Source organism: Streptomyces sp. 11-1-2, from assembly GCF_003595545.1.
GTDB classification, from domain to species: Bacteria; Actinomycetota; Actinomycetes; order Streptomycetales; family Streptomycetaceae; genus Streptomyces; species Streptomyces hygroscopicus_B.
This window is the reverse complement of sequence record NZ_CP022545.1, coordinates 10,944,073-10,967,005: the sequence shown is the minus strand read 5'-3', so window position 1 is coordinate 10,967,005 and position 22,933 is coordinate 10,944,073. Positions and strand designations below refer to the sequence as shown.

The window sequence follows — 22,933 nt, the reverse complement described above, 5'->3', positions numbered from 1 at the left end:
TAGACAGGGGCTACCCGCACCGAAGGAGCCGCCCGTGCCCGCGCAACCGCTGGAAGGCATCACCGTCGTCGCCCTGGAGCAGGCCGTCGCCGCCCCGTTCGCCACCCGTCAGCTCGCCGATCTGGGAGCCAGGGTCATCAAGGTGGAGCGGCCGGGGCGCGGTGACTTCGCCCGCGACTACGACCGCGAGGTCAAGGGCGCTTCGGCCTACTTCGTCTGGATCAATCGCGGTAAGGAAAGCGTCGTCCTCGATGTCAAGGACGACACCGACCGGGCGCTGCTCGACGCGATGCTCGCCCGCGCGGATGTCTTCGTGCACAATCTGGCGCCCGGCGCCGTGGACCGGCTGGGCCTGGGAGCGCGGACGCTGCGGCCCGCCCATCCTCGCCTGATCACCTGCGCGATCTCCGGCTACGGGGACAGCGGCCCGTACCGTGAGAAGAAGGCGTACGACCTGCTCATCCAGTGCGAGGCGGGGCTGCTGTCGATCACCGGCAGCCCTGAGGCCCCGGCCCGCCCCGGGATCTCGATCGCCGATATCGCGGGCGGGATGTACGCCTACACAGGCATTCTCACCGCGCTGTACGAGCGGGAGCGCACCGGTGCGGGGACCGACCTGAGCGTGAGCCTGCTCGATGCGCTGGGCGAGTGGATGGGCCACCCCTATTTCGCCCAGGCGTACGGCGGCGCCGGGGTCGTCCGCAGCGGCGCGCGTCATCCGTCGATCTCGCCGTACGGCGCCTACCGCTGTGGGGACGGCGGTCAGGTGTTCCTGAGTGTGCAGAGCGATCGTGAATGGGCCGCCCTGTGCGAGCGGGTGCTCCGCCGCCCGGAGCTGATCCGGGACCCGCGCTTCGCGGACAATCCCCTGCGCCGTACCCATGACGAGGAACTGACGGCCGAGTTGGAGTCGTGCTTCGCGGACCACACCGCCGAGGGGCTGATCGCGCTGCTGGACGGAGCCGGTATCGCCAACGCCCGGCTGCGCGACATCGCGGAGTTCGGCGCCCACCCCCAGTTCGACGCCCGCGACCGCTGGGGCGAGTTCTGCTCCCCGGTCGGACCGCTGCGCGGTCTGCTGCCGCCCGTGGAAGTGGCGGGCCGCAGGGCGCCGATGCGACCGGTGCCGGGGCTCGGCGAGCACACCCAGGCGGTGCGCGCCGAGTTCTCCTGAACCGGTCGCCCGCCCGGGGAAACCGGGACCCGCCTGACGGGTGGCCGGGGCTCCTGTGCTAGGACGCCGGGCATGGAGATCGAGCCGATCACCCTGTCCACGCCACGGCCCGTACGACGGCCGACACTGGTCCGGCGCTGGGATGAACTCACCTTCCTGCACTGGCCGGTGGAGCCGGAGCGCGTGGCCCCGCTGCTGCCCGCCGGTACGCGCCCGGACACCCTCGACGGTGTCACCTATGTCGGGCTGGTCCCGTTCCTGATGCGCGGTGTGGGCTTCGGGCCGGGGCCCGGCCTGCCGTATCTGGGCACGTTCTGCGAGACGAACGTGCGGCTGTACTCGGTGGACGGGCAGGGCCGGCGCGGTGTGGTGTTCCAGTCCCTCGACGCGGCCCGGCTGCTCCCCGTGCTGGTGGGCCGGCTCACCGTCCGGCTGCCCTATCGATGGTCCACGATGCGGCTGCGGCGCGAGAACAACGTGATCACCTACAGCTGCGGCCTGCGACGGCGCCCGGCGGTCCGGGGTCGCACGAGCCGGGCCGTGGTGAGGATAGGCGGGGCCATCACGGAGCCCACACGGCTGGAACGGTTCCTGACCGCCCGGTGGGGGCTGCACGTCTCCTGGCACGGCCGCACGGTGCACCTGCCGAACGACCACGCACCATGGCCACTGCACCGGGCCGAGCTGCTCGAACTCGACGACGGCCTGATCACCACCGCGGGCCTGCCGCCCATGACGGGCCCGCCGGTGAGTGTGCTGTACTCCCCCGGGGTCGCCGTTCGCTTCGGGACCCCGCAACGCGCATGAGCTGGGCGGCAGCGAGGAGGTAGTTGTAGCGGGCGGTCTCCCGGTAGTTGCCCGCCCGCAGCGAGCGGCCCCAGTCCCGCAGGTAGCGCTACCAAGTCTTGGGCAGCCCTGCGGTGATCTTGTCCAGGTCCACAAGCAACATGGAGAAAGCCTTCGAGTCAACGTGTCGGTGGGCGGTCCGCCGCACCCGAAGTCCCGAATGCGAAGCGCCTGACGGCAAGTCAGGCGGGTACACTCACAGACACGCTCCTGACCAGCGGCGACAGCGATCTGCGACGGGAGTACTCACCGTGGTTCAGTTGCCATCCAGCGGCCCAGGTGGGTCGAGCCGGTAGCCGTGTCCCCGCAGGGTGGTGAGGGCGGGCAGGACGACAGGCGCGTGTGCGGCGGAGGCGGCCGCCTGCAGTCGGCGGCGCAGGGAGGACATGGTGACGTCCAGCGTCTTGGTCGGCCCGAACCAGTTCTCGTCCCACACCTCCGCCATGAGCGATTCGCGGGAGACGGCCTCCCCCGGATGCCGGACCAGGATGGCGAGGAGTTCGAACTCCTTGGGGCGCAGTTCGACCTCCCGATCGCCGAGGAGGCAGCGGCGCGCGGCGATGTCCACGGTCAGACCCCCGATCCGGATCGGGTCGCCGGGCCCCGCCGGGGCGGACGGGCGGCGGCGGAGATGGGCGCGGAGGCGGGCGAGCAGCACGGTCAGGCTGAAGGGTTTGACCAGGTAGTCGTCGGCGCCCGCGTCCAGGCCCACGATGACGTCGATCTCCTCGCTGCGGGCGGTCAGGATGAGGATGAGGACATCGCAGTGCTCGTCGCGCAGTTGCCGGGCCACGTCGATGCCATCCATGTCGGGGAGGCCGAGGTCGAGCAGGACGACGTCGATGGGGAGTCTGGCGGCCTCGGCCAGGCCGGAGCCGCCGGTCCGGGTCCAGGTCACGGCGTAGCCGTGGGATCGCAGACCTGCTTCCACATGCCGCCCGATGACCTCGTCGTCCTCGATGAACAGTACGGATACCGCGTCCTTGGCTCCTGTCGTCCGCATGCTCAAAAGCGTAGGGCGGGTGGCTGTCCGGGGGCGCGCGGACGGTCCGCTGTCAGAGTTCACGCAGCTCTTCCACGGCCGGCCGGGGGGATCTGCGGACGCCGCTCAGGGCTGCCCCGACGATGGCCGCGAAGGCTGCCGCCAGGGTCAGGGCGGGATATGGCCAGGGCACGGCCACGGTGTCCGGTGGTGGGTCGAACACACCGGTGAGCACCTTGACGAGCATCTGGGTCAGGGCCCATCCGATGAGTTCTCCACCACGTCGAGGGCCTGGATAAGGCTCGGGGACTGGAAGACGACGCCGATGTCATGGGCCGTGGCGGGGCGGCCCAGAGCGGGCCAGTCTGGCCGACCGTGGTGGAAGAACACGTACCGCTCCACCGAGTCGCGCACGCTCTTGCCGATCACCTGGTTGTCGGGGATGTCGCCCGGCGGGTTGGACGCGGTGGGGGCTGACCCGGTCCGCTGGTGGAGGCCGACCCGGTCCGCTGGGTGGGCGACGAGCCCGAAGTGGCCTTGGAACCGCTGTGAGAGCCCCCGCCGGAGCCGGAGCAGCCGGCGACCACCGCGGTGGTCAGGGCACGGTGGCGGGAACGGCGGGGATGGCTCGCTTGCTCTTCGTGTCCTCCACATAGGCGAACCGCTGGTGCCTCCGACACCAGGGAGGAGGCGGTAAACACTCGCCACGACGAGGGCTGGGCGACGGCAAAACCGGTCGGTGGCGTCCCTGCCTCGGCCTCACCGGGCGCGCCCACGCTCATGATGGGCGTATGAGACAGCGCGTGATGCGGGTGGCCGCGATGGCGGTGCTGGTGGCGCTCGTCCTCCTCGCCACGCCGCTGGCGCTCGGGATCCAGACGTCCTTCTTCGCGGATGAACGCGATGAGCTGGAGCGCGTGGCCCTGACGGCCGCCATCCATGTGCCGCCGTCGTTCGCGGTGGGCGGCCGTGTGAAACTGCCCGCCCATGAGCCAGGAATCGACGTCGGGGTGTACGACCTGTCCGGGCGCCTGCGCGACGGCAGCGGTCCGAGGACGGCGGACTCGATCACCCGGCCGGCCCGGGGCGGGGTGGTGGCCCGGGGGCGCGGCGACGACCAGATTGTGGTGGCCGTGCCCGTATCGGCCGAGGAGCGGGTCATCGGTGTGGTCCGTGCCTCGACCGGGACACCGCAGGTCTGGCAGCGCATCGTCCTGGCCTGGCTGGTCCTGTCCGGCACCGCCCTGGTGGCGCTGGTCACGGCCATCGTGGTGGCACGCCGGCAGGCGCGCACGCTCACCGCACCGTTGGAGGCGCTCTCGGCGAAGGCCGGAGCGGTGGCGGACGGGGATCTGACCGCGCGCGCCGAAGGCAGCGCGATCGCCGAGATCGACCAGGTGGCGCGCACCCAGAACGCCGTGGTCGAGCATCTGGCCCTACGGCTCGATCACCAGCGCCACTTCACCTCCAACGCCTCCCATCAGCTGCGCACCCCGCTCGCCGGTCTGCAACTGGGTCTGGAGGCGGCCGCCGCCGGTCCCGACGCGGAGCTGCGAATGGCCGTGACGGAGGCCCTGGAGCAGGTCCGGCATCTTCAGCGGACCGTGGACGAGGTGCTCCGGCTGGCCAGGGCGACGCCACGCCCCGGCGTTCCCGCGACCGCCCGGCTCGCCGCCGAGGTGGTCGAGGGGGCGGAGCGCCGCTGGCACGGCGCGTTCGCCGCCGAGGGCCGTCGTCTGGACTTCGGTGTCGAGCGCGGCAGCGGGGGCCTGCGGATCCCCGACCGCACCGCCGAGCAGATTCTGGACGTCCTGCTGGACAACGCCCTGCGCCACGGTCACGGTACGGTCGAGGTCACGGTGCGCGAGATGGGAGTCGCGGTCGCCGTGGACGTGTCCGACGAGGGCTCGCTGACGCTCGACCGGCGGTCCGTCTTCGAGCGGGGGGCGACGACATCGCGGGCCGGGAGTGGCATCGGGCTGACGCTGGCGCGGGAAATGGCCGAGGCGGCCGGGGGGCGGCTCACCCTCGCCCGGACGGCGCCCACCACCTTCACCTTGCTGCTGCCGGTCACGGAGCCTCCGCCGCCACCGGAGTGAGCCGTCACAGGGGGAGGCGGGCGGCCGAAGATGACCGCCCGCCCCGGGTGAGGTCCCGGGCTTCTTCCTACGCGTTGCCCTCGGACTCATGGTTGGCCTGAGAGCCGGAGTCGTTGTGACCGCCGGAGCCGTCCTCCTGACCGCCCGGCCGCACGCCCTGATCCGGCGCGGCCATCTGCCCAGCGCGTCGGGGACCTCCTCCTGGACCCGGCTGGTCCTGCGTCTACCACTGGCGATATAACCCCATCAGCACGTTTTGCCGTGATCTAACCTCCGTCGTGCTGGGTGTTAACCACCTTCTTCCTAGCGTGGAAGACATCAAGGTTCGCCCGCGGATGGAGGGCACGATGAGCAAGCACAGCATCGTCGTTGTCAACGGTCCGGAGGGTGAGGAGCGGCTCCTGACGGCACGGCCCGCCACCGGCCGGCCGCCCCCGCTCGGGGCCCTCGCGAAGTACTTCGAGCCCACCTGTCACCGCGCCCCGTCCCGGAGCGCCGTGACCGGCGCAGGGTGGGGCGCCGAATACGCGGTGCTCAACCGCTGAACGATCCAGCATGCCCACGGGACGCCCCTGGCCGATCCCCGCCACGACGTCGGAACAGCCGCCGGCCGCACCCACCGCTCTCCGCCAAATCTTTGGGGAGGCTTCTCATGACAACGCTCCTCCGGCCCGCTCCGCTGACGGCTCCCCGTGTCAGCGGCGATCTGCCCGGCCCCCGCTCCACAGCCCTGTTGGCCCATCAGGAGCGGTGGGAGTCGAGTGCGCGGACCTACCCGCGCCATCTGCCCATCGCACTGGCAGAGGGGGCGGGCAGCTTCGTCCGGGACGTCGACGGCAATGTCTTCATCGACTTCCTCGCCGGCGCCGGGGTGCTGTCACTCGGCCACAACCATCCGGAGCTGGTGCGGGCCGTGCGGCGTCAGCTCGACTCCCTCACCCACGGCCTGGACTTCCCCACCCCCGCCAAGGACGCCTTCACCCAGGCCCAGCTGTCCATGCTGGCGCCGGAGCTGCGCAAGCGCACACGGCTGCACTTCTGCGGGCCGACGGGAGCCAACGCCGTCGAAGCCGCCATCAAGCTCTGCAAGATCGCGACCGGCCGGGGCGACATCATCTCCTTCCAGGGCGCCTTCCACGGCAGCACCCACGCCACGATGGCGCTCAGCGGGCTGGTGTCCCAGAAGGCGCCCGTGCGCGACGGCATGCCGGGAGTGCACTTCTTCCCGTACACCGCCAGTGGCCCGGCCCTGGACGGCGGTTCGGTCAACGGCGCCGACCTCCTGGAGCAGGCGTTGCGGGACGGCAACGGCGGTATTCCGCTGCCCGCCGCGGTGATCATGGAGATGGTGCAGGGCGAGGGCGGAAACTTCGTCGCCCGCACCGACTTCGTCCGCAAGGTGCGCGAGGTGACCTACTCGCTGGGCATCCCCCTGATCGTCGACGAGGTCCAGACAGGTTGCGGACGCACCGGCACCTGGTTCGCCTTCGAGCAGTACGGCATCGAGCCGGATGTCATCGTGGCGTCCAAGGCACTGAGCGGCATCGGTCTGCCGGTCGCCCTCATCCTGTACGACACCGCGCTGGACACCTGGGCGCCCGGCGCGCACATCGGGACCTTCCGCGGCAATCAACTGGCCTTCGCCGCCGGGGTGGAGACGATCCGCATCATCCGGCGGGACGACATCCTGGGCAACGTCCGCCGGCAGGGTGCGCGGATCGCGGACCGGCTGGCCGGGCTCACCCGCAATCCCTGGGTCAGCCAGGTGCGCGGCCGAGGGCTGATGTGGGGGATCGAAATGGCGGATCCCCGTGACGGCCGCCCGGCCACCGAGGTCGCGGCCGCGGTCCAGCACCATGCGCTGCGCCATGGCCTCATCGTGGAACGCGGCGGACGTGACGACGCCGTGGTACGCATCCTGCCCCCGCTGAACGTCACCGCCGAGGTCGTGGACACGGCCTGCTCGATCCTGGTGGAGGCCGTGTCCGCCCGCGCCGATCGTTCCTCCGTTCCCTGAGGGCTGAAAGGGGCATCGGATGGCTCTCATCGTCCAGAAGTACGGAGGCTCGTCGGTACCCACCACCGAGCGGATCAGGCGGGTCGCCGAACGGGTGGTCAGGGCCCATGACGCGGGCCATGACGTGGTCGTGGTGGTGTCCGCCATGGGCGACGCCACCGATGAACTCCTCGCCCTGGCCCGGAACGTGGACACCGCACCCTGTCCGCGGGAGCTGGACACCCTGCTGAGCGTAGGTGAGCAGGTCTCCAGCACGCTGACCGCGATGGCGATCCACGCGCTCGGTGCCTCGGCGTGCTCCTATTCCGGCCGCCCGGCCGGGGTGATCACGACTCCGGCCCACGGCGGGGCCCGGATCGTGGAGGTACGGCCTCGCCTGGTCCAGGAGGCGCTGGACCGCGGCACGATCCCAGTGGTCACCGGATTCCAGGGAGTGTGCGGGGAAAACGACGACGAGATCACCACCCTGGGCCGCGGCGGCTCCGACACCACGGCGATCGCGCTGGCGGCGGCGCTCAAGGCCGACGTATGCGAAATCTGCACCGATGTGGACGGGGTGCTCACCGCGGATCCAAGGATCGTGCCGGAGGCGAGGCCGATCGACCACCTCACCTATGAGGCCATGCGGGAGCTGGCCGCCACGGGAGCGCGGGTGCTGGCGCTGTCCAGCGCCGAGTACGCCGAGCGATACGCGGTGCCCCTCCGAGTCCGGTCGTCCTACGGCGAACATCCGGGCACCGTCGTCTCGGACGAGCCCGTACGGCCCCCGTCGTACGGGTCCCCCGCCCGGGTGGTCGCCCTGGCCCATGACCCGTCCCGCACGAAGATCACCCTGTCCGGTGTGGTGGGCCGCGCGGGGGCGACGGCGGGCGTGCTGCACGCCCTGGCCGAGGAGGGGAGCGGGACCGGCACGGCTGAATTCCGTGCCGTCCCGGCCGGCGACGGGCGATACGGCGCGCTCACTCTGGTCCTGCCCTCGGCCGACGCCCCCGCCGCGCTGGCCGCCCTGCGGACCTGCCGCCGAGGCATCGGCTACGACGGCCTCACCCTCGAGGACAAAGTCGGGACAGTGTCGCTCGTGGGGGCCGGATTCCGGTCGCACGCCGGGACTTTCCTCCTGCTGAGGGAGGCACTGGACGAGATGGGCGTGCCGTTCGAGCCGGTGTCGGCGTCGGACACCCGCATTTCGGTACTTTGCCGTGCCTCCCGGCTGCCGGACGCCGTACGCGCCCTGCACAAGGTGTTCGTGGAGATCCCGGCCGGCAAACCCCGGCCCACCCGTACGCGACGGGCAGCACGGCAGGCTGCCGACGAAGGCGTTCACCATGAGGACGCGGATGAGCAGGGTGACCGGCTTCTCCGGGCGGCAGGACGCCTCTCCATCGAACTGGAGGGCACCGCCCCGCCGCAGATCGCCGGACGTGCCGTGTCCGTAGGCCATCATCGGCGCGCGATACGCGGGTGCCCTGCCGACCCGCCTCATCCCTCTGGCGGAGCAGGTCCGCGGAGGCCGTGGCCGTGGTGCGCGTGAGGAGAGCACGATGTCGGGAAGTGACCGGAAGGGGGCGGTGGGGGGAGGGCCGCCGCGCGCGTGGGTGCCGAGGTCGCGGAGTCGTCCGGATGGTCTGCTCGCCTGTGCGGGCTGGGACGGTTCGGTTCGGTGGCGGGACGGCGAACGGCTTGAGCGGCTGTTCGAGGAGCGCTGCGACCTGATGTGCGCGCGGGGGAACGGAGACCGGCTCGCGGTGGACGCCGGCGACGTCGTCCTCACGTACCCTCAGCTGGACGAAAGGGCCAATCGGCTTGCTCGTTTCCTGATGGCCGAGGGTGTACGGCCCGGCGACCGGATCGGGTTGTTGCTCGACGAGGCGGTGGACGCCTATGTCGGGATACTGGCCGTGCTGAAGGCGCACGCCGCGTACGTACCGCTGGACGTCGGGTTCCCGTCGGATCGTCTGAGCTACATCGTGGCCGATGCCTCCGTGCGCATGGTCCTGTCACTGTCCCGACTCTCCGAGCGGACGCGATGCCTCACAGACGGTACCGAGCTGCTGTATCTGGACCGGGTACGGTCCAGGGTCGCGGAGCAGCCTCCCGGTCGCCCCGACCCGATGGCTGTCGGGGAACCGGCCGACGACCTGTGTTACGTCATCTACACCTCAGGATCCACGGGCCGCCCGAAGGGGGTGACCGTCGGACACCCCGCTGTGTGCAACTTCGTCCGAGTGGCCTCGGAGGTCTACGGCATCACCTGCGACGATCGGGTCTATCAGGGGATGACCATCGCTTTCGACTTCTCCGTCGAGGAGTCCTGGGTGCCCTGGATGGCCGGTGCCACGGTGGTACCCAAACCTGAAGGGCCGAGCCTGCTCGGTGCCGAGCTGGACGCGTTCCTGCGGGAGCGCCGGGTCTCGGCCCTGTGCTGCGTTCCCACCTTGCTGGCCACCCTGGACGAGAACGCGTCCGAGCTGCGGTTCCTGCTGGTATCCGGGGAACCCTGCCCGCAGAATCTCGTCACCCGCTGGCACCGGCCCGGCCGCCGGTTCCTCAACGTCTACGGCCCGACCGAAGCGACCGTCACGGCGACCTGGAGCCCGCTGGCTCCCGACCGTCCGGTGACGATCGGTGTCCCGCTGCCGACGTACTCGGTCGCCGTCCTCGATCCGGAACGGGACACGGCCCTGCCGCCGGGCACGATGGGAGAGATCGCGATCGGCGGGATCGGGCTCGCCGATGGATACCTCAACCGGCCCGAGATGACCGAACGCGCCTTCATTCCGGACTTTCTCGGCATCCCCGGGAATCCGTCCGGCAAGCTCTACCGGACCGGGGACCTGGGCAAGATCAACGCCCAAGGTGAGGTCGAACATCACGGCCGCATCGACACCCAGGTCAAAATCCGCGGCTACCGCGTAGAACTGGCCGAGATCGAGTCGGTGCTGCTGCACCTGCCCGGAATCGCCCAAGCGGTGGTCAGCGACCGGGAGATCACCCCGGGGGCCGTGGGACTGTGCGCCTACTACACCACCTGCGCGGGCATGACCGTGGATCCCGAGCGGGCCGTGGCACACCTGCGCGCACGGCTGCCCGGCTACATGGTCCCCGCCTACCTCGAACACCTCACCTCGATTCCGATGCTGCCCAGTGGCAAGGCCGACCGCCGGCATCTGCCGCCACCAACCGGGCCACGCCGGCTCACCCAGGGCAATGGCACGGCTCCACGCACCAGCACCGAACGGATGCTGGCCGAACTGCTGGCTGCGGTTCTGCAGGTCGAGCGGGTCTCCGTGGACAGCCACTTCTTCACCGACCTCGGCGCCGATTCCCTGCTCATGGCGCGGTTCAACGCGGCCGTGCGCGAACGTCCGGACCTGCCCGATGTGTCGATGAGGGACGTCTACCTGCATCCCACCGTGCGCCGACTCGCCACAGCCCTGGCCGAAGCGCCACCTCCTGCCCGGACCATGCTCGACCGCGTACGGCGGCAGCCTGCCCCTCCGGCCGTGGGCACACCCCGGTACGCCCTGTGCGCGATCCTCCAGTTCCTCATGTTCCTGATCTACGTGAGCCTCGCTTCGGTGGCGCTGGACGCCGGAACGTCCTGGATGACGCAGGGACAGGGATGGCTCGACGTCTACGAACGCGCGGTTGCCGTCGGTGCCGTGGCGCTGATCGGCGCGAGCCTGTTCCCGATCGCCGCCAAATGGGCTCTGATCGGGCGGTGGAAACCGCGGTGCATCCGGTTGTGGAGCGTGGCCTATGCCCGCTTCTGGTGTGTCAGAACCCTCATCGTCGCCAACCCGCTGGCCCGGCTGGCGGTCGGTACGCCGCTGTTCACTCTGTATCTGCGGGCACTCGGCGCCAAGATCGGACCACGCACCCTGATCTTCACCCGGTGGGTGCCGATCTGTACCGACCTGCTGACCATCGGGGCCGACACCGTGATCCGCAAGGAAACCTTTCTCAACGGTTACCGAGCACGCGACGGGGTGATCGAAACCGGCCCGGTCACCATCGGCGCCGGCGCCTTCATCGGCGAACAGAGCACTCTCGACATCGGCGTACGCCTCGGCGACACCGCTCAGCTCGGTCATGCCTCCGCGCTGCACGAAGGCCAGTCGATACCCGCCGGGCAGCACTGGCACGGCTCGCCGGCCCGGCCCGCACCAGAGGGATCCGAGTACCTCACCGTTCCGCCGGCCCGCTGCGGCCGCCTGCGGCGAGTGTGTCACAGCCTCGTCACGCTGCTGGCCTTGACGGCCACCGTGGGAGTGGCCGAGGTGGCCGCCGCCGCGCTGCTGGAGGCCCGGCCCGCGCTGGTCCGCACCGTCACCGGAGCGGGCGGCCCCGGCAGTTGGACCTACTACGCCGACGGCCTGGAGATCGCCGCGGCCGCGGTGCTCGGCCTCGCCCTCCTGGGGACGATCCTCGTACCGGCCCTGTCGCGAGTACTGTCCCGTCCCCTCAGGCCGAACACGGTCTATCCGCTGTACGGAGTGCGATTCACACTCCAGCGCGCCGTCGCCCGGCTGACCAGTACCCGCTTCACCATCGCCCTGTTCGGCGACAGCTCGGCGATCGTGCACTACCTCGGAGCCCTCGGATACCGTCTGGCACCGATCGAGCAGACCGGAACCAACTTCGGCACGATGCTCAAACACGAGGTGCCCGCCCTCAGCCGCGTCGGCACCGGGACCATGGTCTCCGACGGACTGTCCATGGCGAACGCCGAGTACTCCAGCACCTCGTTCCGCACCGCCCCGGTCACCATCGGAAGCCACAACTACCTGGGCAACAACATCGTCTACCCGGCCGGCGGCAGGACCGGCGACAACTGTCTGCTGGCCACCAAGGCCATGATCCCCGTCAGCGGTCCGGTCAGGGAGAACACCGGACTGCTCGGCTCACCCCCCATCGAGATCCCACGGTCGGTCGAGCGCGACCACCGCTTCGACCACCTCACCACCGGATCCGGGCTCCGGCGCCGCCTCACGGCCAAGAACCACCACAACGCATGGACCATGGCCCTGTTCCTGACCGTGCGCTGCCTGTACGTCTACGGCCTCCTCCTGATCGCGATGTTCCCGCTGACCGGCAACGGCGGGCTGTACTGGCTGGAGACGGTCGGCACCGCGCTCCTCGAACTCGCCTTCACGGTCGGCTTCTTCGTTCTGGCCGAACGGGCCGTGCTGGGCTTCCGTACCCTGCGGCCACGGTTCTGCTCCAGCTACGAGCGGTCCTTCTGGCGGCACGAGCGCTACTGGAAGGTGCCGTCCATCCTCTACCTCTCCCTCTTCAACGGCACCCCCTTCAAACCCGCCGTCTGGCGGCTGCTCGGCGTCCGCATGGGACACCGAGTCTTCGACGACGGCTGCCGGATTCTGGAACGGACTCTCACCCAGGTCGGCGACGACTGCGCCCTCAATGCCGGCAGCATCTTGCAGGCACACTCGCTCGAAGAGGGCGTCTTCAAATCTGATCGCATCACCATCGGCATCGGCTGCACGATCGGCACCAGCGCCTTCGTGCACTACGGCGTCGTCATCGACGACCACGCCCGCATCGACGCCGACTCCTTCCTCATGAAGGGCGAACACGTACCGGCACACACCCAGTGGCGCGGCAATCCGGCAGTGGAACTGACCACCGATGCCGACTGCCGCGGAAAGCTGTAGTCGAGCGTGCCCGAGCGCTCAGGCAGGCGTACCCGCCTTGGTCGTTCGTTCACCGTCCCTGGGCTGCCGACCCGGCTTACCCGGCACCAACGGTTACCAGCAGGAGATGGAGGTCCTGGGCGGCGTCGGCGGTGGACAGGACCGCGGCGACGAGGACCGCGGCCGTCGCGGCGGCGAGGACGGGGTGTCGGCCGAAGGGCGGAGCGAGGAGGGCGGCGACGCGGCGGGGCACGGGTCCGGCGGCGGCGAGTGGGGTGCGGCGGCCGAGGATGCCCAGGGCGGCGCCCGGAGTGCGGGCGGGGACGTGGTGGGCGGCGAGGGCCGCTTTGCCGACGGTGCGGGCGACCCGCTCGCGGTCGCCGGTGGCGATGGCCGCGTTCTCATCGGCCCACCGTTCGATGGTGTACGTCACAGCCGTGGCGAGGGGGCGTAGCAGGGGGTTGGCGGCGGCACCGAGCTGGGTCAGGGCGACAAAGGCGTAATGGTGGGCCGTCAGGTGGGCGCGTTCGTGGGCGAGCAGGATGTGGCGCTCGGCTTCGTCGAGGGTGTGCAGCATGCCGGTGGAGACGACGACGCGGCCGGGCAGGCCGGGGATCGCGAAGGCGTTGGGGGCCTCGTCCTCGATCACGACCAGACCGTCTTCGGCGGGCATGCAGGCCGCTTCCAGGGCGGCGGTGGCCAGGGTGCGGGCGCGCCGCCAGAGCATGCGGGCGGCCATGAGGACGGTGGCGCCGAGCAGCAGTCCGGCGATCAGGGCGACGGACAGTTCGGCGGGGTCGTCGCGCTGCGCGGTGTGGGCCGACCAGTGGCCGAGGCCGGCCAGCTGGGGGAAGCGGATCAGTCCGGTGATGGCCAGCAGCCCCAGTGAGATGGTGGTCGCCGTGCCCAGCACGAGGGCTGAGGCGGTGAGCAGCCACGTCGCCAGGCGGGGTTCGCATCGCTCCGACAGAGGTCGCGCTCCGAGGGGAGCGAGCAGGGAGAGCAGCAGGGGGACGTAGACCGCGATGCGCATCTGGGCTGCCTCTTCCTACTGATCGGGGTCGAGCAGTTGGCGCAGCAGGTCCGCGTCGGTGGTGGACAGCTCGTCGGCGAAGCGGGCGAGGACGTCCTGGCGGTCTGACCGCTCTTCCAAGACCGAGCGCATGCGGCGGGCGGCGAAGCCGGGGTCGTCGGTCACGGGGGCGTAGGCGTAGGCCCGGCCACGCGGGGTGCGGGTGAGCAACTGCTTGGTGTGCATACGGGTGAGGATCGTCACCACGCTGTTGTAGGCCAGTTCGCCGCCGAGGCGTTCGGTGACCTCCCGGGGGGTCAGCGCGCCGTCGGCCCGCTGCAGCAGTTCGAGGATCTCGGCCTCGCGTGCGCCGTTGGGCCGCTTGGGCCCGTGTCCTGGCGTGCGGATGCCCATGCGGTTGGCCTCCCTCATCTCATCACCTACACTCGCGTAGGACTCCTACACCGGTGTAAAAGCTGTTGTCTCCCAAGTGTGCCATGCACGCGTGCCTGGGCAGAACTCTGCCTTGGGCGGGCACGGCCGGAAAGGACCCTGCGGTGCCTTTGGCCCTCAACCCGCTGGATGCCGCCGAACTGCTGACAGCGTTCGGCACGGCGGGTGTCTTCGTGGTGCTGTTCGCCGAGACCGGACTGCTGATCGGCTTCTTCCTGCCGGGTGACTCCCTGTTGGTCACCGCCGGCCTGCTGTGTACGGCCTCGGGCAGGGGCGTCCACCTGTCGCTGCCCGGTGTGCCGGTCCGTACCCGCGGCCGGCACCTGATCGACGGTGTGAGGCGTGCGGAGGAGCTGCTCGCCCGCTACGACCGCTACCCGCTCCCTCTGGTCGCGCTGATCGACGCCGTCTCCCCGCTGCCGCTCGCCCTGGAAGCGCTCAGGTCCCGCCGGGCCCGCACCGCCGCGGAGCCGACCGTGGGGAGCGCCAAGTGAAGATCACCTTCCTGATCCACAACGTGTACGCGATCGGCGGCACGATCCGCACCACGCTCAATCTCGCCGCCGCGCTCGCCGACCGGCACGAGGTGACGATCGTATCGATGCTCCGCCACCGCACCCACCCGCGATTCGTCATCGATCCACGGGTGACGGTCGTGCCCCTGGTTGACATACACGCGGACGCCGCCGACCCCCTGCTGCATCAGCCGGCCGAGGTCTTCCCCACCGCCGAGAAGCGGTACAGGCAGTACAGCCGCCTCACCGACCAGCGGGCGCGCGAGTACCTGCGGAGCTGCGACGCGGACGTGATCATCGGCACGCGGCCGGGCATCAATGTGTACCTGGCCCGCTTCGCACCGCCCCGGGCACTGCGCATCGCCCAGGAACACCTCACCCACGACACGCACACCAAGAGGCTGCGCGCCCAGCTCGCCCGCCAGTACCGCGACCTGGATGCCGTGGTCACCACGACCGAAGCCGACGCGGCCGTCTACCGGGCGAGGATGCGGCTGCCGGGCGGGCGGATCCTGGCCATACCCAACAGCGTGCCCGACCCGGGCCCGCCGCCCGCCGACGGCGGCGCCCACGTCATCGCCGCGGCCGGACGGCTGGTGCGCGCCAAGCGGTTCGACCTGCTCATCGAGGCGTTCACCGACGTCGCCGCCAAGCACCCGGACTGGTCGCTGCGCGTCTATGGCTCGGGCGCGGACAAGGAGCGGCTCCAGGGGCTGATCGAGGAGCAGGGCCTGGGGGGCCGGGCGGCGCTGATGGGCGCGGTGTCCCCGATCGAGGCCGAGTTCGCGAAGGCGTCGATCGTCGCCTCCGCCTCCGATGCGGAGTCCTTCGGCATGACGCTGGTCGAGGCGATGCGCTGTGGCACACCGGTGGTCGCCACCGACTGCCCGCTCGGCCCGGCAGAGATCATCAACGACGGTGTCGACGGCCGCTTGGTCCCCATGGGCGACCGGCAGGCGCTGGCCGTCGCGCTGTGCGACCTGATCGCCGACGAGCCCGACCGCCACCGCATGGGCAAGGCCGCCCGCGCCGCGGCCCGCCGCTTCGATCCGGCCCATGTCGCGCGCGCCTACGAGGAACTGTTCGGCGACCTCGCCGCCACGCGTTCCGCCCGCGCCTGGCAGCGCCGCAAGGCCCGCTGGCGCGGGCGCGCGGGCCGGGCCCTGCGCCGCCTGCGCCGCTGACCCCCGCCACTCCCCGCGCTCGTATCGCGGTCCCCTCCCCACGGCCGTACCGCGCCGCGCCGTTCCCCCGCGGACACGGCTCGCCCCAGCCACCACAGAAACGGATCCAGATGAGTGCCATCAGCATCGGCCAGGCGGCCATCCTCGGCATCGTCGAAGGCATCACGGAGTTCCTCCCCGTCTCCTCCACCGGCCACCTGAAGATCACCGAAGGGCTGATGGGCATCCCGGTCGACGACACCTCCGTGGTCGGCTTCACCGCCGTCATCCAGGTCGGCGCGATCGCCGCGGTGCTCGTGTACTTCTTCAAGGACATCGTGCGGATCGTCTCCGCCTGGAGCCGCGGACTCGCCCACCGCGAACAGCGGTACCACCACGACTACAAGTTCGCCTGGTGGGTCATCTACGCCACCATCCCCATCGTGATCGTGGGCCTGGCCGCGAAACCCCTCATCGAGGGCCCGCTCGCATCCCTGTGGGTGGTCGCCGGCTCCCTCGTCGCCGGGTCCGCTGTGATGTGGGTGGCCGACCAGATGGGCCGCCACAAACGCGGTGAGGACGACACGGGCTTCAAGGACGCCATGCTGGTGGGCTGTTCGCAGATTCTCGCGCTGCTCTTCCCCGGCTTCTCCCGCTCCGGCGCCACCATGTCCACCGCGCTCATCCTCGACCTGGACCGGGTGGCCGCCACCCGCCTGTCCTTCTTCCTCGGCATCCCGGCGCTGACCGGCGCGGGCCTGTACGAACTGAAGGACGCCGTCGGCGCCGGGGTCGGCACCGCCCCCCTCGTGGTGGGCACCGCCGTGTCCTTCGTGGTCGCCTACGCCTCGATCGCCTGGCTGCTGAAGTTCGTCGCCAGGCACTCCTTCAACGCGTTCGTCATCTACCGCGTCGCCGTCGGCCTGCTGCTCCTCGGCCTGCTGGGTACCGGGGTGCTCTCCGCATGACCGTGGTGAGTGCGGTCATCCGGCCGCCACGCCGGATACCGTGGCCGGCGCTGGTCGCACTCGCCTATGCGGCGGCCCAACTCGCCCTCGTGGTCCCGCATCTGGGGCTGGGCTGGGACGAAACGGTGTACCTCTCCCAGGTCGACCCGCACCGCCCGGCGGCGTACTTCAGCGCCCCGCGCTCACGCGGCATCAGCCTTCTGGCGGCCCCCGTCCTCGCCGTCACCGACTCCGGTGGTGGCACCGTGCTCCGGGTCGTCCTGGCGCTGTTGTCCGCCGCCGCCCTGTACGCGGCCTACCGCGTCTGGCAGCCGCTGCTCGGCCCCGGGCGGACCGCCCTGGCCGCGCTGCTGTTCGCCGGCCTGTGGACCACCATGCTCTACGGGCCGCAGGCCATGCCCAACCTGTGGGTGGCCCTGTCCGCGGTGGCGGCCGTCGGCTGGTTCCTGCGTGCCGCACACCCCCATAGGGGGTGGCGGGCCCCGCTCGGTCTGGGCGCCATGGTCGCGGCCGCCACCTGCTTCCGCTTCTCCGACGGCATCTGGCTCGCCCTGCCCCTGCTCGCGGCGTGCGCGATCGTCCCGGCCCGGCGGCGCCCGGCGCCCGCGCTCGCCGTGGCCGGCGGGTTCGCCGCAGGCGGCGCCGAGTGGATCGCCGAGGCGTACGCGCGCTGGGGCGGGGTCGGCGCCCGGCTGCACCTCTCCAGCACCACCGAGGGCGGCATGGGCACACACTGGGCGGGCGGCATGGCCTGGCGCAGCCTCAACGGCCCCCTGCTCTGTCGCCCCTGCCACGTCCCACTCGCCCACCCCGAACTCACCCTGTGGTGGCTGGCCCTGCCCGCCCTCGCCCTCACCGCCTGCGTCGTAGCCTGGCGCACCCGGCGCGACGCGGTCATCTTGCTCCCCATCGCCTGCGCCACCGCGATGAGCATCCCCTACCTGCTGCTCATCGACTACTCCGCGCCGCGCTTCCTGCTGCCCGTCTACGCCCTGCTCTCCCTTCCTCTCGCCACCCTGGCCGGACACTGCGCGCAGGCCATCCGCCCGACCCGCGCCCGCGCCCTGACCGCCGGGCTGGCGGCCGTGCTGCTCGCCCTGCACCTGTCCGCGCAGTACGAGGTCCTCGACCGCAACACGGCTGCCGCCCGCGCCACCGCCGACCGCTACCGCACCGCCGCCCACGACCTGCGCCGCCTCGGACTCACGTCGCCCTGCCTGGTCAGCGGCACACACGCCCCACCCATCGGCTACGACGCCGGCTGCGCCTCCGCCAATGTCCGCGGCAACAACCGCAACACCACAGCACACGCCCTGCTGCACCGCGCCGCCCGCGAACCCGCCGCCGCCCTCGCCAGGACCCGCTCCGGCCCGCCCCGCTACGCCCACACCTGGACCCCCCACCCCCTGCCGCACACCGGGCTCACGGCCTACACGCCTCCCCACTGACCGGCGGCCGCGGCGGGCCCCGTCGTCGTGTCAGCGGGGCCGCCACCCGTTTCAGCGTTCAGGATGCGTTCAGGCCGCGGCAGGCAGGGTCGTAACAGCGCCGCCGTCCGCGAGCGGCCCATGCCACGAGGCGCTCGGCCCCTTCGGCGCGGGCGCCGTTACCCCCGATCAGACGGGAGCACATGACATGGGGGAAGCCGGAGTCCTCACCGACCTCGACGTCGCGAGTACGAGCACGTCGGTGATGAAGAAGCTGCCCGAGGCCACCCTGGCCTTCTGGATCATGAAGATCGCCGCGACGACCCTGGGTGAGACGGCCGGAGACCTCTTCGCCCAGACCCTGAAGCTCGGCTACTTCCTCACCACGATCGCGCTGTTCTTGATCTTCGTGGTGACCCTCGTCGTCCAGCTCAGGTCCCGCCGCTACAACCCCTTCCTCTACTGGACCGTGATCCTGTCGACCAGCATGGCCGGCACCACCATGTCCGACTTCATGAACCGTGACGCCAGCGCCAAGTACCTCTCGGGCGGCGCCGCATCGCTCGGCTGGGGCCCGCAGGGCCTCGGCCTGGGCTACCCGGCCGGCGCGGCGATCCTGGTCTCGATCCTGCTGGTGATCTTCCTGGCGTGGAAGGTGAGCGGGATGACGTTCCAGATCCGCGACATCGTCACCTTCCGGGGTGAGGCGCTGTTCTGGTCGGCCATCCTCGTCTCCAACACGCTCGGCACATCGATGGGAGACTTCCTGTCCGACAGCTCCGGCCTGGGCTACGCGGGTGGTGCGCTCCTGGTCATCGGGGTGCTGGCCGTCCTCGTCGCGTTGATGAAGGTCCCCGTGGTGCCGAACGTGCTGCTGTTCTGGATCGCCTTCGTCCTCACCCGGCCGCTCGGCGCCACCGCGGGCGACTTCCTCACCAAGCCGGTCGCCAAGGGCGGCCTCGACCTGGGTACGGCGGGCTCATCCGCTGTCCTGCTGGCAGTCCTGTTCGGGCTGATGACCTACGCCCACGTGCAGGAGCGCCGGGCACCCGGCCCGCGGAGCGCGGAGCGGGAGCAAGTCACCCAGCGGGCAGAGTGACGGTGAAGCGCGCCCCGGGCGCGTGCCCGGCGTCGTAGGACACCTCGCCGCCCGCGGAGCGGGCCAGACGGCGCGCGAGCGGCAGCCCGAGGCCCGCTCCGTGGTGACCGTCGCCGGGATCGGCTCGCCGACCCGGTTGGAAGAGTTCACCGACGAACGCCTCGGGTACTCCCGGTCCGTCGTCGGTGATGTCGATCGCCACGCCGCCGGGCGTGCGCCGCCCGGTCACGGTGACGGTGGAACGGGCGTAGCGTACGCCGTTGGCGAGCAGCGGGCTGATGACGCGTTCGAGGAAGGCCGGTGTCACTCCCGCCTCAAGTCCCGCGTCGTCGGCCGCCACCACGGCCTTCACCTGGGCCGGTGCGCCGAGGCGTTGGGCCATGCGGCGCAGAACGGATACGACATCGGCCATGCCGGAAGCCGTCGAGGCGTCGGCCGCGTTCTCGCGGGCGTCGCGGAGGAGCGTGTCGCAGATGGTTCGCATGGACTGGGCGGCCTCGTCGATCGCCTCGTGGGTGGCGCGGGTCTCCGCGGCTGAGCGGGGACGGGATCGCCACCAGTCGAGTTCGGCGATGATCCGGGTGAGTGGGGTCCGCAGCTCGTGGGACAGCTCGCCCGTCAGTTGCTGCTCGTGACGCAGCACGGCACGTATGCGGTCCAGCAACGCGTCCAGCGAGGTGCCCAGACGGGCCAGTTCGGCCGGGCCTCCCCCGGTGCTGAAGCGTTCGCCGGAGGCCACGGCACTCCACTGGGTGGCCTGGTCGGTCATCGTCCGCACCGGGCTCAGTGCCCGGCCGACCGCGAGACGTGTCAGTACGTAGGCGCAGACAAGCATGACCGCGTCCAGGATCAGTGATCCCAGCAGCAGGGTGTCCGCGGAGCTCTGGTACGGGGTGAGGTCGAGGGCCGTGACGACGGTGGCGGTGGCATCACCACCGGGCACGGGCCTGGCGCACAGGCGGACGGACCGTCGGCCCTCGGAGTGGACGGTCGCGCAGTCAGGTGCACCCCGCGCGGCGAGCCGGCCGGTGGTCCGGGTGAGAGGGCTGCTCGCCGAGGTGGCGGGTGGCTTTTCCAGCAGGTGCTTCCCTGCGTAGATCCACACGTTCCTGTCCAGCAGCTGATCGTTGGCGGTCTCCAGGACGCGCACCTGTGGGCCGCTGGTGTTGACGGTCGCGGCGACGGCGGTCGCCCGGGCCCGCAGCTCGTCGTCCGCCTGGTGCCGCAGGTGTCGTTCCACCGCGGTGTTGAACACGACGGTCAGCGCCGTGATCAGCAGCGCGGCGGTGGTCACCGCGACGAGCGAGAGCCGTCCGCGCAAGGTACGGGGAGCCAGAGCGCGAAGCACCGGTCGGCGCCGGACCGATCTCATGACAGGCGGTGCCCGATCCCGCGCGCGGTGGCGATGGTCAGGCCGCTGCCCGTCTCGCGTAGTTTGCGGCGCAGCCTGGTCAGATACTGATCCAGGGTGTTGTCACTGACCTGTCCGCCTTCGGGCCAGCCCGCCCTGACCAGGTCACGGCGGCGCACCAGGTCCCCGTCCGCGGCGACGAGCGTGGCCAGCAGCCGGAACTCCGTCGGGGACAGGGCGACCCGGGTACCGTGCACGGTCGCGCTGTGCCGGACCGCGTCCAGGACCAGATCCCCGGCTGTGGCGGTCGGCGGGGGTGTGGCCCGTTTGAGCGCCGCCCGCAGCCGGGCGGCGAGCTCGGCGAGATGGAACGGTTTCGGCAGGTAGTCGTCGCCCCCGGCCGAGAAGCCGGACAGTCGGTCGGTGAGGTGGTGCCGTGCCGTCAGGAAGACGACCGGGGCGTGGAACCCGCCCGCGCGCATGGCCTGGCATACGTCCCGTCCGTCCGCGTCGGGCAGGCCGATGTCCAGGACGACCGCCGAGATGTCGGCGGTGACCAGGCGTAGGGCGGTGGCGCCGTCGGTGGCCGGGACGGGATCGAAGTCTTCGTCGTACAGACCGCGACGGAGCACATCACGCAGGGCGTGATCATCCTCGACGATCAGGATCTTGCGGCGCATGGTCCTCCGGCGGTCTCTCGGCGGTGGTGGCCGTATTGGCGGGGAGGGAGGCAGTGTCGGTGAGGAAGCGGGCGGGCAACCACCGGCCCGCTGCACAGAGGCACGTCCCCAGCCAGCCGACGGCGAACAGCCAGCCACCGATAACGTCCGTGCACCAGTGCACCCCGAGATAGACGCGGGTCAGCCCGACCAGCACGCCCCAACAGCCGATGACGACCCTGAACGATGTCGCTCCGCGCGGGGCGCGCAGGGTCAGCGCGACCATCAGCAGCCCGGCGGTCAGCGCACCCGTGGTGGCGTGTCCCGAGGGGAACGCCCAGCCGCTCGCATGCGCCGCCCAGTCGCCCCGCGGAGGGCGGGAGCGGTGGACAAGTTCCATCACGCCGTACCGGAGTGCCTGCCCCACGCCGAGACAGGCGAGGCAGAACGCGGCGGCGAGCAGCCGGTGCCGCACGGCTCGTGCCGCCAGGAAGCCGGCCAGCGTGACGAGTATGTAGGGGATGGCACCGGTCCCGGTGTCGGTCAGTCCGCGGGCGAGGGTCCGCATCGCATCCGGGCGGTGCCCGACGGACCATCCGAGGAGGCCGTTGTCCAGCCACAGCGGAGCACCGGCGCCGACCACGACGACCGCGGTCAGCACCCCCAGCGCCGTCCACGCGCCCAGAGCGGCGCTTCCGGCCAGTCCGGTGGCGTCCCTGCGGTTCACGAAGCCACCGCTCCGTCGGAGGACATGATCATCTACCGGCCTCCTCCGCTTTCGCGTGCCTGCGACTCCGGTACAGCTCCGCGCCGAGCGGAATCAGCGACACCGCCACGATCAGCGCGACCAAGGGCAGCAGATAGCGGTCCACATTCGGGATCGAGGAGCCCAGGGCGTACCCCGCCAGCGTCAGCCCGACGCTCCACACCAGCCCGCCTATGACCTGCCATACGGTGAAGACCCGAGTCGGTACGCGTAGGGCCCCCGCCAGGGGGTTCAGCACGGTCCGGACCACCGGCACGAATCTCGCCAGGACGATCGCCTTCGCATACCCGTATCGCCCCAGCAGATCCTCCGCCCGCCGCATCCCCTCGTGCAGCCGGGCGGAGCGGCCACGGGCAAGCAGCGCGCCACCTGCCCTGCGGCCGATCAGATAGCCGCACTGTGAGCCGGCCAGCGCGCCCACCGCCGCGGCGACCAGCAGCGGCCCCAGCGACAACCGCACGCCGTGTCCGCCGCTGCCCACGCAGAGCAGGCCCGCGGTGAACAGCAGGGAGTCACCCGGCAGGAAGAAGCCGATGAGCAGCCCCGTCTCGGCGAACATCACCACGCCGACGCCCAGCACGCCGAAAGCGCTCAGCAGCGACCGCGCGTCGAGTACGTTGACGGCCAACTGCGATGACAGCCATGCGGGTGTGGTCATCGGCATGAGCCCTTTCTCACGGACGACTTCTTACGGACGACTTCTTACGGACGACCGGACGCATGACCCCACGTCCGACTACAGGCGGGT

General features: G+C 71.0%; 22 protein-coding genes. 13 read left to right on the top strand and 9 right to left on the bottom strand.

What is annotated here, in order from left to right:
* Positions 1-34: 34 nt before the first annotated feature.
* Positions 35-1,174 (top strand): CaiB/BaiF CoA-transferase family protein, encoded by a 1,140-nt coding sequence (locus CGL27_RS46630; RefSeq protein WP_119993798.1) that lies wholly within the window; start codon positions 35-37, stop codon positions 1,172-1,174.
* 72 nt (positions 1,175-1,246) lie between these two features.
* On the top strand, positions 1,247-1,981 hold the full coding sequence (locus tag CGL27_RS46625) for a DUF2071 domain-containing protein (protein WP_119993797.1): 735 nt from the start codon (positions 1,247-1,249) through the stop codon (positions 1,979-1,981).
* Positions 1,982-2,276: 295 nt separating this feature from the next.
* Here the strand turns inward: CGL27_RS46625 and CGL27_RS46615 are convergent, their stop codons facing one another.
* From CGL27_RS46615 to CGL27_RS51195, 3 genes are read right to left on the bottom strand one after another with little or no spacing between them, the layout of a single operon-like run.
* Positions 2,277-3,023 carry a response regulator transcription factor gene (locus tag CGL27_RS46615; protein WP_119993796.1) on the bottom strand — a complete coding sequence of 249 codons (747 nt, stop codon included), beginning with the start codon at positions 3,021-3,023 and terminating at the stop codon, positions 2,277-2,279.
* Positions 3,024-3,075: 52 nt separating this feature from the next.
* Positions 3,076-3,249, bottom strand: coding sequence for a hypothetical protein (locus CGL27_RS50535; protein WP_162953214.1), 174 nt, complete (start codon positions 3,247-3,249; stop codon positions 3,076-3,078).
* 5 nt (positions 3,250-3,254) lie between these two features.
* A complete protein-coding gene (locus CGL27_RS51195) occupies positions 3,255-3,431 on the bottom strand; it encodes a hypothetical protein (RefSeq protein WP_205587860.1) in 177 nt (58 codons plus the stop codon).
* Positions 3,432-3,793: 362 nt separating this feature from the next.
* Between CGL27_RS51195 and CGL27_RS46605 the strand changes: the two genes are divergently transcribed.
* The 6 genes from CGL27_RS46605 to CGL27_RS46585 all read left to right on the top strand — a co-directional run bounded on the left by CGL27_RS46605 (position 3,794) and on the right by CGL27_RS46585 (position 12,793).
* Positions 3,794-5,101: a HAMP domain-containing sensor histidine kinase gene (locus tag CGL27_RS46605; protein WP_240450874.1), complete on the top strand. Its 1,308-nt coding sequence runs from the start codon at positions 3,794-3,796 to the stop codon at positions 5,099-5,101.
* A gap of 88 nt (positions 5,102-5,189) precedes the next feature.
* A complete protein-coding gene (locus CGL27_RS50530; protein ID WP_162953213.1) occupies positions 5,190-5,342 on the top strand; it encodes a hypothetical protein in 153 nt (50 codons plus the stop codon).
* 106 nt (positions 5,343-5,448) lie between these two features.
* Entirely contained in the window at positions 5,449-5,646 is a 198-nt protein-coding gene (locus tag CGL27_RS46600; protein ID WP_162953212.1) for a hypothetical protein, read from the top strand.
* A 107-nt stretch (positions 5,647-5,753) separates the two neighbouring features.
* Positions 5,754-7,118 (top strand): diaminobutyrate--2-oxoglutarate transaminase family protein, encoded by a 1,365-nt coding sequence (locus CGL27_RS46595; RefSeq protein ID WP_119993793.1) that lies wholly within the window; start codon positions 5,754-5,756, stop codon positions 7,116-7,118.
* A 19-nt stretch (positions 7,119-7,137) separates the two neighbouring features.
* Positions 7,138-8,649 carry an aspartate kinase gene (locus CGL27_RS46590; protein ID WP_119993791.1) on the top strand — a complete coding sequence of 504 codons (1,512 nt, stop codon included), beginning with the start codon at positions 7,138-7,140 and terminating at the stop codon, positions 8,647-8,649.
* 10 nt (positions 8,650-8,659) lie between these two features.
* The gene (locus tag CGL27_RS46585) at positions 8,660-12,793 is read left to right on the top strand and encodes a Pls/PosA family non-ribosomal peptide synthetase (RefSeq protein WP_119993789.1); all 4,134 of its coding nucleotides are present in this window, start codon (positions 8,660-8,662) and stop codon (positions 12,791-12,793) included.
* Positions 12,794-12,869: 76 nt separating this feature from the next.
* On the opposite strand, the gene CGL27_RS46580 is transcribed toward CGL27_RS46585, so the two are convergent.
* Together CGL27_RS46580 and CGL27_RS46575 are read right to left on the bottom strand one after the other, a co-directional pair.
* The gene (locus CGL27_RS46580) at positions 12,870-13,805 is read right to left on the bottom strand and encodes a M56 family metallopeptidase (RefSeq protein ID WP_119993788.1); all 936 of its coding nucleotides are present in this window, start codon (positions 13,803-13,805) and stop codon (positions 12,870-12,872) included.
* A 15-nt stretch (positions 13,806-13,820) separates the two neighbouring features.
* The gene (locus CGL27_RS46575) at positions 13,821-14,216 is read right to left on the bottom strand and encodes a BlaI/MecI/CopY family transcriptional regulator (RefSeq protein WP_237299493.1); all 396 of its coding nucleotides are present in this window, start codon (positions 14,214-14,216) and stop codon (positions 13,821-13,823) included.
* A 125-nt stretch (positions 14,217-14,341) separates the two neighbouring features.
* Between CGL27_RS46575 and CGL27_RS46570 the strand changes: the two genes are divergently transcribed.
* The 5 genes from CGL27_RS46570 (at position 14,342) to CGL27_RS46550 (ending at position 19,409) form a co-directional block, all read left to right on the top strand.
* Positions 14,342-14,731 carry a hypothetical protein gene (locus CGL27_RS46570; RefSeq protein WP_119993786.1) on the top strand — a complete coding sequence of 130 codons (390 nt, stop codon included), beginning with the start codon at positions 14,342-14,344 and terminating at the stop codon, positions 14,729-14,731.
* On the top strand, positions 14,728-15,936 hold the full coding sequence (locus CGL27_RS46565) for a glycosyltransferase family 4 protein (protein WP_119993784.1): 1,209 nt from the start codon (positions 14,728-14,730) through the stop codon (positions 15,934-15,936). Before CGL27_RS46570 ends, CGL27_RS46565 begins: the two co-directional genes overlap by 4 nt.
* Positions 15,937-16,046: 110 nt before the next feature.
* On the top strand, positions 16,047-16,883 hold the full coding sequence (locus CGL27_RS46560) for an undecaprenyl-diphosphate phosphatase (RefSeq protein WP_078646206.1): 837 nt from the start codon (positions 16,047-16,049) through the stop codon (positions 16,881-16,883).
* Positions 16,880-18,331, top strand: coding sequence for a hypothetical protein (locus tag CGL27_RS53345; RefSeq protein WP_119993782.1), 1,452 nt, complete (start codon positions 16,880-16,882; stop codon positions 18,329-18,331). The genes CGL27_RS46560 and CGL27_RS53345 overlap by 4 nt, the downstream gene beginning before the upstream one ends.
* Positions 18,332-18,518: 187 nt before the next feature.
* Positions 18,519-19,409 carry a hypothetical protein gene (locus CGL27_RS46550; RefSeq protein WP_119993781.1) on the top strand — a complete coding sequence of 297 codons (891 nt, stop codon included), beginning with the start codon at positions 18,519-18,521 and terminating at the stop codon, positions 19,407-19,409.
* On the opposite strand, the gene CGL27_RS46545 is transcribed toward CGL27_RS46550, so the two are convergent.
* From CGL27_RS46545 to CGL27_RS46530, 4 genes are read right to left on the bottom strand one after another with little or no spacing between them, the layout of a single operon-like run.
* Entirely contained in the window at positions 19,390-20,781 is a 1,392-nt protein-coding gene (locus CGL27_RS46545) for a HAMP domain-containing sensor histidine kinase (RefSeq protein ID WP_119993779.1), read from the bottom strand. The two genes, CGL27_RS46550 and CGL27_RS46545, sit on opposite strands and share 20 nt — an antisense overlap.
* Entirely contained in the window at positions 20,778-21,440 is a 663-nt protein-coding gene (locus tag CGL27_RS46540) for a response regulator transcription factor (RefSeq protein ID WP_078647866.1), read from the bottom strand. The genes CGL27_RS46545 and CGL27_RS46540 overlap by 4 nt, the downstream gene beginning before the upstream one ends.
* Entirely contained in the window at positions 21,409-22,146 is a 738-nt protein-coding gene (locus tag CGL27_RS46535; protein WP_119993777.1) for a phosphatase PAP2 family protein, read from the bottom strand. Before CGL27_RS46535 ends, CGL27_RS46540 begins: the two co-directional genes overlap by 32 nt.
* A 28-nt stretch (positions 22,147-22,174) precedes the next feature.
* A complete protein-coding gene (locus CGL27_RS46530) occupies positions 22,175-22,843 on the bottom strand; it encodes a DedA family protein (RefSeq protein WP_119994882.1) in 669 nt (222 codons plus the stop codon).
* Positions 22,844-22,933: the final 90 nt, after the last annotated feature.

Coding starts and splice junctions, on each gene's coding strand:
- CGL27_RS46625 (WP_119993797.1), top strand. CDS start 1,247: ATGGAGATCGAGCCGATCACCCTGTCCACGCCACGGCCCGTACGACGG.
- CGL27_RS50535 (WP_162953214.1), bottom strand. CDS start 3,249: ATGCTCGTCAAGGTGCTCACCGGTGTGTTCGACCCACCACCGGACACC.
- CGL27_RS50530 (WP_162953213.1), top strand. CDS start 5,190: ATGGTTGGCCTGAGAGCCGGAGTCGTTGTGACCGCCGGAGCCGTCCTC.
- CGL27_RS46600 (WP_162953212.1), top strand. CDS start 5,449: ATGAGCAAGCACAGCATCGTCGTTGTCAACGGTCCGGAGGGTGAGGAG.
- CGL27_RS46530 (WP_119994882.1), bottom strand. CDS start 22,843: ATGACCACACCCGCATGGCTGTCATCGCAGTTGGCCGTCAACGTACTC.
- CGL27_RS46595 (WP_119993793.1), top strand. CDS start 5,754: ATGACAACGCTCCTCCGGCCCGCTCCGCTGACGGCTCCCCGTGTCAGC.
- CGL27_RS46575 (WP_237299493.1), bottom strand. CDS start 14,216: ATGAGGGAGGCCAACCGCATGGGCATCCGCACGCCAGGACACGGGCCC.
- CGL27_RS46615 (WP_119993796.1), bottom strand. CDS start 3,023: ATGCGGACGACAGGAGCCAAGGACGCGGTATCCGTACTGTTCATCGAG.
- CGL27_RS46590 (WP_119993791.1), top strand. CDS start 7,138: ATGGCTCTCATCGTCCAGAAGTACGGAGGCTCGTCGGTACCCACCACC.
- CGL27_RS46605 (WP_240450874.1), top strand. CDS start 3,794: ATGAGACAGCGCGTGATGCGGGTGGCCGCGATGGCGGTGCTGGTGGCG.
- CGL27_RS46585 (WP_119993789.1), top strand. CDS start 8,660: ATGTCGGGAAGTGACCGGAAGGGGGCGGTGGGGGGAGGGCCGCCGCGC.
- CGL27_RS46580 (WP_119993788.1), bottom strand. CDS start 13,805: ATGCGCATCGCGGTCTACGTCCCCCTGCTGCTCTCCCTGCTCGCTCCC.
- CGL27_RS46540 (WP_078647866.1), bottom strand. CDS start 21,440: ATGCGCCGCAAGATCCTGATCGTCGAGGATGATCACGCCCTGCGTGAT.
- CGL27_RS53345 (WP_119993782.1), top strand. CDS start 16,880: ATGACCGTGGTGAGTGCGGTCATCCGGCCGCCACGCCGGATACCGTGG.
- CGL27_RS46560 (WP_078646206.1), top strand. CDS start 16,047: ATGAGTGCCATCAGCATCGGCCAGGCGGCCATCCTCGGCATCGTCGAA.
- CGL27_RS46545 (WP_119993779.1), bottom strand. CDS start 20,781: ATGAGATCGGTCCGGCGCCGACCGGTGCTTCGCGCTCTGGCTCCCCGT.
- CGL27_RS46550 (WP_119993781.1), top strand. CDS start 18,519: ATGGGGGAAGCCGGAGTCCTCACCGACCTCGACGTCGCGAGTACGAGC.